Source organism: Ochrobactrum sp. EDr1-4, from assembly GCF_049199085.1.
Taxonomy (GTDB): Bacteria; Pseudomonadota; Alphaproteobacteria; order Rhizobiales; family Rhizobiaceae; genus Brucella.
The window spans coordinates 742268-755287 of sequence record NZ_JBLZOF010000001.1 but is presented as its reverse complement, the minus strand read 5'-3'; the positions used below and the strand labels follow the sequence as shown (position 1 = coordinate 755287).

Sequence of the window (13020 nt, the reverse complement as noted above, 5' to 3'; positions counted from 1 at the left end):
ATGTCTGAACAGACGATCTATTTTGAAGATTACGAACTGGGCCATCAGCGCATCACCTATGGCCGCACGATCACCGAAACCGATTTCGTAGTTCATGCCGGGCATACGGGCGATTTCTTTCCGCACCACATGGATGCGGAATTTGCAAAGACCTTGCCGGGCGGTCAGCGAATTGCCCATGGCACGATGGTCTTTGCAATCGGCGTCGGCCTGACCGCCACGCTGATTAACCCTGTTGCGTTTTCTTATGGCTATGATCGCCTTCGCTTCGTGCGCCCGGTGCATATTGGCGATACGATCCGCACGCGCGTGACGATCAGCGCTAAGGAAGACGATCCGAAACGGGCAAATATGGGCCGCGTGAATGAGCGGTGCGAAGTGCTTAATCAGCGGGATGAAGTGGTGCTTGCTTGTGACCACATCCTGCTTGTTGAACGGAAGGCATGACTATGACGATACGATTTGATGGAAAAACCGCACTGATCACGGCGGCGGCTCAGGGCATTGGCCGTGCGAGTGCGCTGGCTTTTGCAGAAGCAGGCGCCAAGGCCTATGCGACCGATATCAACGAAGCAGCGCTGAAGGAACTCGAAGGCGTTTCGGGTATCATCACCCGCAAACTCAACGTGCTTGACGAAGCAGAAGTGAAGGCGCTCGTGGCCGAGATCGGTCAGATCGATATTCTGTTCAACTGCGCGGGCGTCGTCCATGGCGGTTCGATTTTGGAAATGAAGGACGAAGACCTCGACTTCGCGATCAATCTCAACATCAAGGCGATGATCCGCACCATTCAGGCCGTGCTGCCGGGTATGCTGGAGCGCAAAGACGGTGCCATCGTCAACATGGCGTCGGTCGCTTCAAGTGTGAAGGGCGTGCCGAACCGTTTTGCCTATGGCGTCACCAAGGCAGCTGTCATCGGTCTGACCAAGGCTGTTGCTGCCGATTATGTTGCCAAGGGCATCCGTTGCAACGCCATCTGCCCCGGTACGGTTGAAAGTCCTTCACTGCAGGATCGCCTGCGTGCGCAGGGCGATTATGAAGAGCAGCGTGCAGCCTTCATCGCGCGTCAGCCAATAGGCCGTATCGGCCAGCCGGAAGAAATTGCCGATCTCGCGGTCTATCTCGCGGGTGCCACTTACACGACTGGTCAGGCGTACAACATCGATGGTGGCTGGACGATTTAAGTTCGCTGCCGAAAATCCCCACAAGGAGTAAACTCATGAAATTTCTTCGCTATGGCGAAACGGGTCAGGAAAAGCCAGGCCTTCTTGATGCAGACGGCAATATCCGTGATTTGTCGGCGCATGTCAGCGATCTATCGGGTGCCGTTCTCAGCCCTGAAACCCTTGCAAAGCTTGGCTCGCTCGATGTGAATGTACTACCAAAGGTCGAAGGCAACCCACGCCTCGGCCCATGCGTTGCAGGCACTGGCAAGTTCATCTGCATCGGCCTCAACTATGCCGATCACGCAGCAGAATCCGGCATGGCTGTTCCGCCAGAGCCAGTCATTTTCATGAAAGCGACTTCGGCCATCGTTGGCCCGAACGACGATCTGCTCATCCCGCGCGGTTCTGAAAAGACCGATTGGGAAGTAGAGCTTGGCATCGTTATCGGCAAGACCGCGAAATACGTTTCGGAAGACGACGCGCTTGATTATGTCGCTGGCTACTGCACGCTGCATGACGTCTCGGAACGCGCTTTCCAGATCGAACGTGCCGGTCAGTGGACCAAAGGCAAGTCTTGCGACACATTTGGCCCAACCGGTCCATGGCTGGTGACGAAGGACGAAGTTGCCGACCCGCAAAACCTTGGCATGTGGCTCAAAGTCAACGGCGAAACCATGCAAGACGGCTCGACCAAGACCATGGTCTATGGCGTGCGTCATCTGGTTTCATACCTGTCACAGTTCATGTCTTTGCAGCCGGGCGATATCATCTCCACCGGCACGCCTCCCGGCGTTGGCATGGGCATGAAGCCACCACGCTACCTCAAGGCTGGTGACGTTGTCGAGCTCGGCATCGAAGGTCTCGGCACGCAGAAACAGAACGTGCGCGCTGACGTTTAATTCTTTTGAACATGCTCCCCGAAGCCCGTTTTTATGGGTGGGGAGCATGGTCTGATCACGGATAAATCATGACGAAAATTACTGATCTGCGCGTCTTCGATCTCCGTTTCCCGACTTCGCAAAGTCTGGACGGCTCTGACGCAATGAACCCTGACCCGGATTACTCGGCAGCCTATGTTATCCTCGATACGGATGATGAGGCGCTGAAAGGCCATGGTCTCACTTTCACCATCGGTCGCGGCAACGACATCTGCTGTCAGGCAATTCTTGCCATGCGCCATTTGGTGGTCGGCGTTGATCTCGATGTGGTGCGCGAGGCTCCGGGCAAGTTCTGGCGTCATCTGACCAGCGACAGCCAGCTGCGCTGGATCGGTCCTGAAAAGGGTGCGATGCATCTGGCAACGGGTGCCGTGGTCAATGCATTCTGGGATTTGCTGGCAAAGCAGTCCGGAAAGCCGGTCTGGCGTCTGGTGTCGGAAATGTCAGCAGAAGAAATCGCGGACATTGTCGATTATCGCTATCTGACCGATGTGTTGACCCGCGACGAAGCGGTTGAGATTCTGCGCAAGGCGGAAAGTGGGAAGGCTGAGCGTATCGCGAAGCTCGAAGCCACTGGCTATCCTTGCTACACGACTTCGGCTGGCTGGCTCGGCTATGGCGACGACAAGCTGCGTCGCCTGTGTCAGGAAGCCATTGATGAAGGCTTCAACCACATCAAGATGAAGGTTGGCCGCGATCTCGAAGACGATATTCGTCGTCTCACCATTGCGCGTGAGGTTATCGGTCCGGATCGTTATCTGATGATCGACGCCAATCAGGTCTGGGAAGTCGAGCAGGCAATCGAATGGGTCAACAAGCTTGCCTTCTCCAAGCCGTTCTTCATCGAAGAACCAACCAGCCCGGATGATGTTGCAGGTCATCGTAAAATTCGTGAAGCCATTGGCGACGTGAAGGTTGCGACGGGTGAAATGTGCCAGAACCGCATCATGTTCAAGCAGTTCATCGCAGAAGGCGCGATTGACATTGTTCAGATCGATTCATGTCGCATGGGCGGTCTGAACGAAGTGCTGGCCGTTCTATTGATTGCTGCGAAATATAACAAGCCGGTCTGGCCACATGCAGGCGGTGTTGGCCTCTGTGAATATGTGCAGCATCTGTCGATGATCGATTATGTTGCCGTGTCTGGCACCATGGACGGTCGTGTGATCGAATATGTCGATCATTTGCACGAGCATTTCATCGAGCCGTGCATCATCAAGGATGCGGCCTATATGCCGCCATCGCTGCCAGGCTTCTCGATTGAAATGAAGCCGCAGTCGATTACGGAATATACCTTCAAAGGTTAAGCGCAAAACCCCGGCTTGTTTACGCAAGCCGGGGTTTTTCTTATAAGTTCATGCGAAGCTATTCAGATAGTCAGACCCATACCAAAAGATAATTCATTTTTAAGCGCAATCTTAAGTATTGTTCCCTTACGAAGACATGGTTGCGTGGAATAACTGCGCAGATTTTTTGGGAAGAGTTCATGATGAAAAAAGCAATTTGGGTGCTTGGTGCTTCTATTCTTATGGCTGCAACGACTTCCGGTTCTGCGCAGGTCAGCGCCGAAGTTGGTGTGCTCTCCTGTGATGTGTCGGCTGGCATTGGCCTGATCATTGAGCAGAAGCAGAAGGTTAGCTGCACGCTGTCGAATGGCAATGGCCTGTCGCAGCAGTATAACGGATCGATCGATCAGTATGGTCTGGAGCTCGGTGAAACCACTGGCGGCCAGATGACCTGGACTGTTCTCGCCGCAACCACCACCATTGAGCCGGGCGCACTTGCTGGCACCTATGCTGGTGCAGAAGCGGATGCAAGCCTTGGTCTTGGCGCAGGTGTTCAGGTTCTGGTTGGTGGAACTGGTCAGGCTTTCACGCTTCAGCCGCTGGCTGTAGACACCGAAAAGGGCACTGCACTGTCAGCTGGTGTTGAAACGCTGACGCTGGAATATGTTCAGCAATAAGCCTGCATTTTCGTAAAAGACAAAAGCGCGTCAGATTAATGGCGCGCTTTTTATATAAGAGCATCCCGAAAAGTGTGAAACGGTTTTCGGAACAAGATGCGCCTAAAATGGGCTCTAAAGAAAGCGGATCATCAGCGCGCCGGTCAGCAGCAAGACAGCTCCCGCAATACGCCCGGCAGTGATTTCGCGAACAGCGATACCCATAAAGCCGATACGGTCTGCGGCAAGCCCAGCCAGCAATTGTCCGGCCACAGCAAGCCCCATCACGGCGGCGGCCCCGATGCGAGGCGTGAGCAGAACTGATGTTGTCACATAGATGCAGCCCAGCGCACCACCAGCCACAAACAACCAGCCCGCAGGCACGTTGAAGTTTGGCATAGCACCTGTTGCGCGTGCGGTTATCGCGGCAATCATTCCAAGAATGACGGCACCTGACAAAAATGAGATGGCGGCAGCCGTCACAGGTGAGCCAAGGCCACGCGCCAGCGCTGCATTGATTGGTGCCTGTATTGCGATACATGCGCCAGAAAGAATGCCGAACAGAGTCCAGATCATGAAGAATCCTCGCCAATTTATGCGGAAACTGCACGAAAATAGCCGGAACTGACACAAGATCAACCGCCGCGATTACGCGTATTGAGAGTTTCACTCAAAAGTGACGGCGTCGGTTGTCACTTCTGTTCGCCCGCGGAGATCATATTTTTGCCGCGACGCTTGGCATCATAAAGAAGAGCGTCTGCCGCATAAAGTGCTGCGGCTACATCATTGGGGGCAGCACTGAAGCTGACAAGCCCCATTGAGAAGCTAACCGGAAAACCAGCACGCGAAACAGCATCGTCCAGCAATGCTTTGATATTGTGTGCTTCTGCGAGGTCGCTGGCTTTGGTGCCGCCCAATCGCAATACGATAAACTCGTCGCCACCGGGCCGTGCGCTAATTTCATCGGGACGATTGCGCTCGGCAAGTGTTTCACCGATCAGCCGCAACAATTCATCACCCGCAGAGTGACCACGCTGATCATTGACTTGCTTAAAATGATCGACGTCGAAATAGAGAAGTGAGAATGGCAGGCCGTGATTGCGCGAAGCCATGATGGCTTTTTCGATTTCCAGCTCAATGCCGGTTCGATTGGCAATGCCGGTTAGCCCATCAACAAGAGCGAGCTTGCGCGCTTCACGCAAAACGCGGCGCATATTGAGAATTTCGACAGCCGTGCTGGCAAGGCCAGCAAGCTTGATCTTCTCTTCCGCTGTGCATTGTCTGATCTTAGTATCAAGCGCGCAAATCGCGCCAAGCGTCGATCCATCTGGCGCAATGAGTGGAGCACCGAGATAAAACCGGATACCCGGAGCTTCTTTCACAAACGGATTGGTCGCAAAGCGGTAGTCGCTCGTTGCATCTTCAATGAGAAACGGGTCAGTTCCTTCAATGGCATGCGAACAGAAAGTGTTCTCGTTTGGCACATCGCCAAACACACATCCAGCCATGCCAATGTGATGCGTGGTATGCTCGTCAACAAGTGAAACTGCAGCCATTGGCACGCCAAACGTCGACAACACGAGATTGCAGAGCGCATCCAGTGTACGGTCCTGGCCCATCTCGATCGTGTTGTAGGAAGTGAGAACAGCGAGGCGGTGTTTGTCGTGTAAAAGCATGGGCCTCATTAAGCAAATTGGATTGCTTCAATCAACTAACAAATCTGTCAGAATGAGGTGTGGTCATCCAATGCGCAATTATCAGTTGTAACAGCCTATAAGAGAGCACAGATTTTCTACAAAACCGTGAATATCATTATAATATCCATAAAGCTTAGTATTTGATTTTTATGAATGATATTCTTCAAAATTTCCAAACCTGTGTTAAAAATCTTTATTCAGTTTATGAGCGGAAAATCGTCTTGAGACGTTATATGTGACGTCAGGAAGAGGATGCGAATATATGCACATACACGATCAGAAGAATCCCTTTGTTTCCTCGAAGAATATTCTTTCTTTGGTCACAGAAAGTCCTCTCGGTGTTTGCATTACTGATGAACAAGGTCTTTTCATTTTCGTCAACAGAGCGTTTTGCAATCTTTATGGCTATGAAGCAGATGAACTGATTGGTCAGGATTTTACTATTCTGGTTCCGGATGCAAACAAGGATGAGCTTACCGCATTGCATAACAGTTTCATCAACGATTACTCGGAAGGTGATAGCAAATCCCTGACTGAGCTTCAGATGGAATGGACTGTGCTGGATCGGCATGGCAACGAGCTTTTCATCATCGCAAATGCCGTTCTGCTGCTGGGCAAAGATGGAAGCCGCAACAAGGCAACATTCGTCACTGATATTACGCAGCAGAAGATTGCCGAAGACAAATTGTTGCGCGCAAATCGAAAGCTTGAATTTCATGCAACGCGCGATGAGCTGACGGCTCTGCTCAATCGCAGAGCCGGTCTTGATCGTGTGTCAAAAGCAATTGCCTTATCGAGAGTGCGGCTTGAGCCTCTCTCGGTCGCGTTTATCGATGTGGATTACTTTAAAAGGATCAACGATCTTTACGGACATGTGGTTGGTGACGAGGTTTTGCGCGAGATTTCAGAGATGATCATCAATGGGATCAGAGAGGGCGATTCTGCCGTCCGCTATGGAGGCGAAGAGATTCTGATCATTATGCCGCGTACAAACGCACATGCAGCTTTGGCCGTGGTTGAGAGGTTGCGTGGCCAACTCGCTGAGATGCGATTGAGCAGTGAGTCTATTGAAGTTACGTTCTCAGCCGGTATTGCCGAGTATCAACGTGGGGATCGCAAGGCTTTTCTGGTGGCTGCTGATAAAGCTTTATATGCCGCAAAAAATGCCGGGCGTAATCGGTCGATGCTGAGTTAGCGGTAGGGTTTGATGCGCAGTGGAGGCAGAAAGCATAGTGCTCTCGTAGCGAGACTCAAAACCTGTAAAACATCATTGTTATTTTTGGGACGAAAGAGTGGTGCCCGGAGACGGATTTGAACCGCCGACACGCGGATTTTCAATCCGCTGCTCTACCAACTGAGCTATCCGGGCATCCTGTCAGTGATCTCTCACTTAGTGGCGGTGTTGGTGTCCGCCGGAAGTGGGTGCGTTATAGCATTAAATTTCGCGCTGTCCAGCACCCTATCGCACTTTTTATAAGATTTCTTATAAACGCGCTAAAGCACCGATTTGATTGTGGAAATCACTCATAGAAAAGTATCAGTTGTCGTTTTCTTCTTCTTCCTCAATCGTTTTTCCGGGAATGACATAGCTTCCCGAAAGCCAACGATTGAGATCAATGCTTTTACAACGCGGCGAACAGAACGGATAAGAATCGCGAGCCGACGGCTTGCTGCATTCAGGGCAGGGGCGTGTCGGGCGCAACGGTGTTACGCGCGCGTCCGGTGCTGTTGATATGTCTTTCTTATCACTCATAGAAATCTCAGACCTTGCCGCTTTCCCAGTTTGCATAAACCGGATAGTCACCGTCAGCCAGCAGGCTTACAACTTCCTGAAGCGGCAGTCCCACAACATTGCTGTAAGAGCCAACCAGCTTGACCACGAAGCTGCCAGCAAGCCCCTGAATGGCATAGCCGCCAGCCTTGCCGCGCCATTCGCCAGAGGCGAGATAGGCGTCGATCTGTTTGCGCGTCAGACGTTCAAAACGCAGGCGCGTTTCAACAAGCGTCTGGCGTAGGTTACCATTGGGCAGGATTACGCAGACCCCGGTAAACACCTTATGCGTGCGCCCCGACAGAAGACGCAGGCATTCCCGCGCCTCGTCGGTGATTTCCGCTTTTGGCAGAACGCGACGTCCTACAGCTACAACCGTATCAGCTGCCAGAACAAAAGCATTGGCGAGGTTTTCATCACCCTGCAATTGTGCCTGTGCCGCCTTTGCCTTCTCACGCGCAAGACGACGCGCGAGCGAACGCGGATGTTCCGCGCGCTCAGGCGTTTCGTCAATGTCAGCCGGCTGAATATGATCTGGCTCAATGCCGACTTGCCCCAGAAGCTCAATCCTGCGGGGAGAGCCGGAGGCAAGAACCAGCTTATGTTGCGCGCTCATAGACACCAGTTTTCCTGAAAAGCGAGTTGAGACTTACTTGAAGCGATAGGTAATACGGCCTTTGGTCAGGTCGTAAGGGGTCATTTCAACCAGAACCTTGTCGCCTGCGAGAACGCGGATGCGGTTCTTACGCATACGGCCAGCCGTGTGAGCAATAATTTCGTGGTCGTTTTCGAGCTTTACGCGGAACATTGCGTTTGGCAGCAGTTCCGTAACAACACCTGGAAACTCTAGGACTTCTTCTTTCGGCATACGATACCTATTTCTTTCTACGATAAATTGGCCCAAAACCGGGCCATAGCTTTAAATTTGGCCGGAACCTATATGATTAGACGGCATTTGTGAACAACGGAATTGGATTAGCCTCGGGCGCTGTTAATTTGGGGCCAAACGCTGTGTAATTTGGCGCTTTAAGCGGTCCCTAACATCGCGATAAGCATTCATGATCTGCTCGCGGCTGCCTGTCACAAGCGTTGGGTCAGGTGTGGGCCAATATTCCACATCGACTGAAAAGCCACGCATTTTTTCAAGCACCGTGTGATGTGCAAGCGGGGTCAGTGTAATGATCAGGTCGAAATAACCATCTGCCAGTTCTTCAAGCCCGCGTGGCTGACGATCATCCAGTGACAGACCTTCTTCAACAAGCACCGCATCGACAAAGGGATCACGTTCCCCGCGCTGCACACCTGCGGAAGCAATGAACATATTGGACGGCAACAGTTTTCTGGCAAGAAGTTCAGCAATCGGCGAGCGGATCGCGTTTTTTCCGCAGACAAAAAGCACTGAAGTTGGTCGTTTGGCGGCCTCAATCTCTTCCGGTGCTGTAATCATGTCCTCAATCGGCATCAAGGATCAGCCCCGCCAGTGCAGCACGCAGACGAGCGTGAAAAGCCGCCGTGCGGTTGTGAAGTCGACTTCGATTTTGCCGTTCAAGCGGGTTTGCAGAACTTGCGATCCTTCATTGTGCAGACCGCGCCGTCCCATATCGATGGCTTCAATCTTGCTGGGGCTGGCGGAACGGATCGCTTCATAATAGCTTTCGCAGACCATGAAATAATCTCGCACTACACGGCGAAGCGGAGTGAGCGATAGAATGTGAGTCGCGACAGTGTCGCCGCTTTCGCGCATGATCAAAAAAATCAGACGTGATTCCATCAGCGACAGTTTGAGCTTGTAGGGTCCGCCTAAATCGTCGCCGACTGGGCAGAATGCGTTTTCTTCAACCAGATCAAAAATCGCGACCGCGCGTTCATGCTCGACATCAGGCGTCGAGCGGCCGATGGACTCATCCAGCTCGATGTCGATCAATCGGGCATTAGGAACGCCAGCGGTCATGATCCCTCATAGATTAAGCCGTATGGCGACGGATTGTGCGTGAGCATCAAGGCCTTCGGCACGGGCGATTTCGATGGCTGCTGGCCCGAGTGCGCGCAGCTGATCGGGGCCGAGTTTTAGAAGCGAGGTGCGCTTCATATAATCCAGAACCGACAGACCAGACGAGAACCGTGCCGAACGTGCGGTTGGCAGAACGTGGTTACATCCGCCGACATAATCGCCGATCACTTCTGGCGTATAAGCGCCGATAAAGATTGAACCGGCATTGCGGATTTTTGGCAAAAGCGTTTCGGGGTCAGCGGTGGCGATCTCCAAATGCTCGGCAGCAATCCGGTTGGCTAGTGGAATGGCCGCTTCAAAATCATCAACCAGAATGACCGCACCAAAATCGCGCCAGCTAGCGGCGGCTGTTTCAGCGCGCGGCAAAGTTTTGAGCTGACGTTCGACGGCTTCTTCGACAGCCTTTGCGAAAGGCTCATCATTGGTCATCAGGATAGATTGCGCAGCCGTGTCATGTTCAGCCTGCGCCAGAATGTCAGCAGCCAGCCAGTCTGGATTGTTATCCTTGTCGGCAATCACCAGAACTTCCGATGGTCCGGCAATCATGTCGATGCCGACAGTGCCAAATACGATGCGCTTGGCTGCGGCCACGAATGCGTTGCCGGGGCCAACGATCTTTGCAACCGGGGCGATGGTCTCTGTGCCATAGGCGAGTGCCGCAACAGCCTGCGCACCACCAACACGATAGATTTCCGAAACACCGGCAAGACGCGCTGCCACCAGGACCAGCGGATTGAGCTTACCATCAGGCGAGGGGACGACCATCACGATGCGCTCGCAACCTGCAACCTTTGCAGGCACGGCATTCATTAGAACCGAGCTTGGATAGCTTGCTGTGCCGCCCGGAACATAAAGGCCGACCGCTTCAATTGCAGTCCAGCGTGAACCGAGTTCAACGCCAAGCGCATCGGTATAGCGGTCATCTTTCGGTAGCTGACGCGCATGGTGCTTTTCAATGCGCTCATGCGCAAGCTTCAATGCTTCGATGGTCGAGGCAGGGGCTTCGTCAAAAGCCGCATCGACTTCAGCTTCCGTTATACGAATGCCGGTTTTGTTCAGATCAATGCGGTCGAAACGAAGCGAATATTCGATCAGCGCAGCATCGCCTTCGCGGCGCACACGATCAACGATTTCGCGCGCAGCACGATCAACATCTTCAGAAACCTCGCGCTTGCCTGTGAGGAAAGCTGCAAATTGCTGTTCAAAATCGGGATCGTTTTGTCTGAGCGTCGTGGCCACGCTGGTATTCCTTTAATTTTTATTCTGGGCAAAGCCCTTAAGTCAAAGCGGCAATCAGGCTTCGTGTTTTGGCACCGAAGCGGTTTCCCATGCGGGGCCAAGATCTGTCAGCTGCGCTTCAATGCATTCTACATCGAGACGGATAGCGGCATTTGCCGAGAATGTCAGTTCCAAAGTTCCGGCTGGTGCTTCACTGGCGATAAAACGGATAGCCAGCAGCGAAAGAACCTCTTCCGACTTCTGCCGGTCGATACCGCTGCCTTTGACCGCCGTGACACGGTTAAAATGCAAAGCGGTGCGGCGACGCTGATATTGCGGCTTGCGGAACAGCTTTGGCTTGGCTTCTTCCCACGCAAAACGGTTCAGCGTGAGTACAAAGCGCTTATCCGCCGCCAGATATTGCAGGTCTGATACTTTCAGAACCGCATCCTGAAGATGGGCGGACAGGACCTGCAAATCTTCCTCATCCAGCGCCACAAGCTTCAACATTTCCATATCTGGTATCATTCCCTGCTATTCTCAAATGATGTTGGAAGCAACTTTACATGTAGCCACAAAAAAATCGACAGACTTTTCAGCCTGTTGATTAATAAGCTAAAGCATGTCGCGGAAAAGTGGGAACCAGTTTTCCGATAACGACATGCGTAAAAACAAAAAGATAAAGCGTGTCGATTGAATACGATAAATTGCGACACGCTTTAGGAATAAAAGAAAAGCCGGAATGCTGTTAGCAAATCCGGCTTTTGAATTTTTATCCGCTGATACGTTCGACGTTGGCACCGCAACGCGAAAGCTTTTCTTCCAGACGTTCAAAGCCGCGATCAAGATGATAAACGCGGTTGACAATGGTTTCGCCTTCGGCTGCAAGGCCAGCGATAACCAGCGAAACCGAAGCGCGCAGATCTGTTGCCATAACCTGTGCACCCTTGAGGCGCTCGACGCCTTCAACGGTAGCAGTCTGGCCCGACAGCGAAATCTTGGCGCCAAGACGTGCCAGTTCCTGCACATGCATGAAGCGGTTTTCGAAAATCGTTTCAGTAATATGCGATGTACCCTTGGCCATCGTCATCAGGCCCATAAACTGTGCCTGAAGATCGGTTGGGAAGCCGGGGAATGGATCAGTCGTCACATCAACTGGATGAATACCATGGCCGTTGCGCACAACGCGAAGACCGCTATTGGTTTCGGTGATTTCCGCACCGGCCTTGCGAAGGACATCAAGCGCGGCAGTCAATTGGCTTGCTTCAGCACCTTCGAGCACAACATCACCGCCGGTCATCGCGACAACCATGGCATAGGTGCCGGTTTCGATGCGGTCAGGAATGACGCGAACGCGTGCGCCTGACAGGCTGGTTACGCCTTGAATGTGGATTGTCTCGGTGCCAGCACCTGTGATTTTTGCACCCATTGCGTTCAGGCAGTCGGCAAGATTGACGACTTCTGGTTCGCGTGCAGGGTTTTCGATAATGGTTTCGCCCTTGGCAAGCACCGCTGCCATCAGCATGACATGGGTTGCGCCAACCGAAACCTTCGGGAAGCGATAACGTGCGCCAACAAGACCGCCTTTTGGTGCGCGTGCTTTGGCATAGCCGTTTTCAATGTCGATCTGTGCACCCAGCGCCTGAAGGCACTCAAGCAGCAAATCAACCGGGCGCGTACCAATCGCGCAACCACCTGGCAGCGATACAGTTGCTTCGCCCATACGCGCCAGAAGTGGTCCGATAACCCAGAAGCTCGCACGCATCTTGGAAACCAGTTCATAAGGAGCAACGGTATCTACAATCGTGCGGGCCGTAAAATGGATGGTGCGCGAATAAGAACCGTCCTGATGTTCACGGCGGCCATTAACTGAATAATCAACGCCGTGATTGCCCAAAATGCGGATCAATTGCTCGACATCGGCGAGATGCGGTACGTTCTCAAGCGTCAGCGTATCGTCGGTGAGAAGCGAAGCAATCATCAGCGGCAGAGCGGCATTTTTTGCGCCAGAAATAGGAATGACGCCATTAAGCTTATTGCCGCCGACGATTTTGATGCGATCCATGCTGTTTCACCTTCTGGGCCGAAGCCGTTGCCCGGTAATCGATATTTGCAAATTCTGCGGTCTTGGGACTCGCAGTATTGCAATATGAAATTGACTGATCCTGCGGCGAAATTACGTCGATCACGAATCATAGTCGTGCGGTGACGCCAGCAAGAGATTAATTGCGCTTTTATAACAGCTCTTCCCTATCTTCAAGGAAGGCTTCACAACAT

General features: G+C 52.6%; 16 protein-coding genes and 1 tRNA gene. 6 read left to right on the top strand and 11 right to left on the bottom strand.

Annotated elements, in window-relative coordinates:
- From ACOZHT_RS03825 to ACOZHT_RS03805, 5 genes are all read left to right on the top strand, one after another.
- Entirely contained in the window at positions 1–447 is a 447-nt protein-coding gene (locus ACOZHT_RS03825; RefSeq protein WP_339509398.1) for a MaoC/PaaZ C-terminal domain-containing protein, read from the top strand.
- 2 nt (positions 448–449) lie between these two features.
- Positions 450–1184 carry an SDR family oxidoreductase gene (locus tag ACOZHT_RS03820; RefSeq protein WP_421565333.1) on the top strand — a complete coding sequence of 245 codons (735 nt, stop codon included), beginning with the start codon at positions 450–452 and terminating at the stop codon, positions 1182–1184.
- A gap of 35 nt (positions 1185–1219) precedes the next feature.
- Positions 1220–2065: a fumarylacetoacetate hydrolase family protein gene (locus tag ACOZHT_RS03815; protein ID WP_339509400.1), complete on the top strand. Its 846-nt coding sequence runs from the start codon at positions 1220–1222 to the stop codon at positions 2063–2065.
- Between the two features lie 68 nt (positions 2066–2133).
- Positions 2134–3411 carry an L-fuconate dehydratase gene (locus ACOZHT_RS03810; protein ID WP_421565332.1) on the top strand — a complete coding sequence of 426 codons (1278 nt, stop codon included), beginning with the start codon at positions 2134–2136 and terminating at the stop codon, positions 3409–3411.
- A 179-nt stretch (positions 3412–3590) separates the two neighbouring features.
- Positions 3591–4067 carry a DUF992 domain-containing protein gene (locus ACOZHT_RS03805; protein ID WP_339509402.1) on the top strand — a complete coding sequence of 159 codons (477 nt, stop codon included), beginning with the start codon at positions 3591–3593 and terminating at the stop codon, positions 4065–4067.
- 114 nt (positions 4068–4181) lie between these two features.
- Here the strand turns inward: ACOZHT_RS03805 and ACOZHT_RS03800 are convergent, their stop codons facing one another.
- Complete coding sequence (locus tag ACOZHT_RS03800) at positions 4182–4622, bottom strand: DMT family transporter (protein WP_339509403.1); 441 nt, start codon at positions 4620–4622, stop codon at positions 4182–4184.
- Positions 4623–4738: 116 nt separating this feature from the next.
- Positions 4739–5722: a sensor domain-containing diguanylate cyclase gene (locus ACOZHT_RS03795; protein ID WP_339509404.1), complete on the bottom strand. Its 984-nt coding sequence runs from the start codon at positions 5720–5722 to the stop codon at positions 4739–4741.
- 283 nt (positions 5723–6005) lie between these two features.
- Here ACOZHT_RS03795 and ACOZHT_RS03790 point away from each other — a divergent pair, with 283 nt between their 5' ends.
- Positions 6006–6938 (top strand): sensor domain-containing diguanylate cyclase, encoded by a 933-nt coding sequence (locus tag ACOZHT_RS03790; protein ID WP_421565331.1) that lies wholly within the window; start codon positions 6006–6008, stop codon positions 6936–6938.
- A 98-nt stretch (positions 6939–7036) separates the two neighbouring features.
- On the opposite strand, the gene ACOZHT_RS03785 is transcribed toward ACOZHT_RS03790, so the two are convergent.
- From ACOZHT_RS03785 to murA, 9 genes are all read right to left on the bottom strand, one after another.
- Positions 7037–7112: transfer RNA gene (locus ACOZHT_RS03785), tRNA-Phe, on the bottom strand.
- A gap of 168 nt (positions 7113–7280) precedes the next feature.
- On the bottom strand, positions 7281–7496 hold the full coding sequence (gene yacG / locus ACOZHT_RS03780; RefSeq protein WP_339509423.1) for a DNA gyrase inhibitor YacG: 216 nt from the start codon (positions 7494–7496) through the stop codon (positions 7281–7283).
- Positions 7497–7503: 7 nt separating this feature from the next.
- Positions 7504–8130, bottom strand: a complete 627-nt coding sequence (locus ACOZHT_RS03775) for a Maf-like protein (protein WP_339509424.1) — start codon at positions 8128–8130, stop codon at positions 7504–7506.
- Positions 8131–8163: 33 nt separating this feature from the next.
- Positions 8164–8382 (bottom strand): translation initiation factor IF-1, encoded by a 219-nt coding sequence (infA, locus tag ACOZHT_RS03770; protein WP_007873428.1) that lies wholly within the window; start codon positions 8380–8382, stop codon positions 8164–8166.
- Positions 8383–8505: 123 nt separating this feature from the next.
- On the bottom strand, positions 8506–8976 hold the full coding sequence (locus ACOZHT_RS03765; protein ID WP_339509526.1) for a low molecular weight phosphatase family protein: 471 nt from the start codon (positions 8974–8976) through the stop codon (positions 8506–8508).
- Positions 8977–8982: 6 nt separating this feature from the next.
- Entirely contained in the window at positions 8983–9465 is a 483-nt protein-coding gene (locus ACOZHT_RS03760) for a UPF0262 family protein (RefSeq protein WP_339509425.1), read from the bottom strand.
- Between the two features lie 6 nt (positions 9466–9471).
- Positions 9472–10764, bottom strand: a complete 1293-nt coding sequence (hisD, locus tag ACOZHT_RS03755; RefSeq protein ID WP_339509426.1) for a histidinol dehydrogenase — start codon at positions 10762–10764, stop codon at positions 9472–9474.
- 54 nt (positions 10765–10818) lie between these two features.
- Positions 10819–11259, bottom strand: a complete 441-nt coding sequence (locus ACOZHT_RS03750) for a DUF2948 family protein (RefSeq protein ID WP_339509427.1) — start codon at positions 11257–11259, stop codon at positions 10819–10821.
- 256 nt (positions 11260–11515) lie between these two features.
- Positions 11516–12808 (bottom strand): UDP-N-acetylglucosamine 1-carboxyvinyltransferase, encoded by a 1293-nt coding sequence (gene murA, locus ACOZHT_RS03745; protein ID WP_250039032.1) that lies wholly within the window; start codon positions 12806–12808, stop codon positions 11516–11518.
- Positions 12809–13020: the final 212 nt, after the last annotated feature.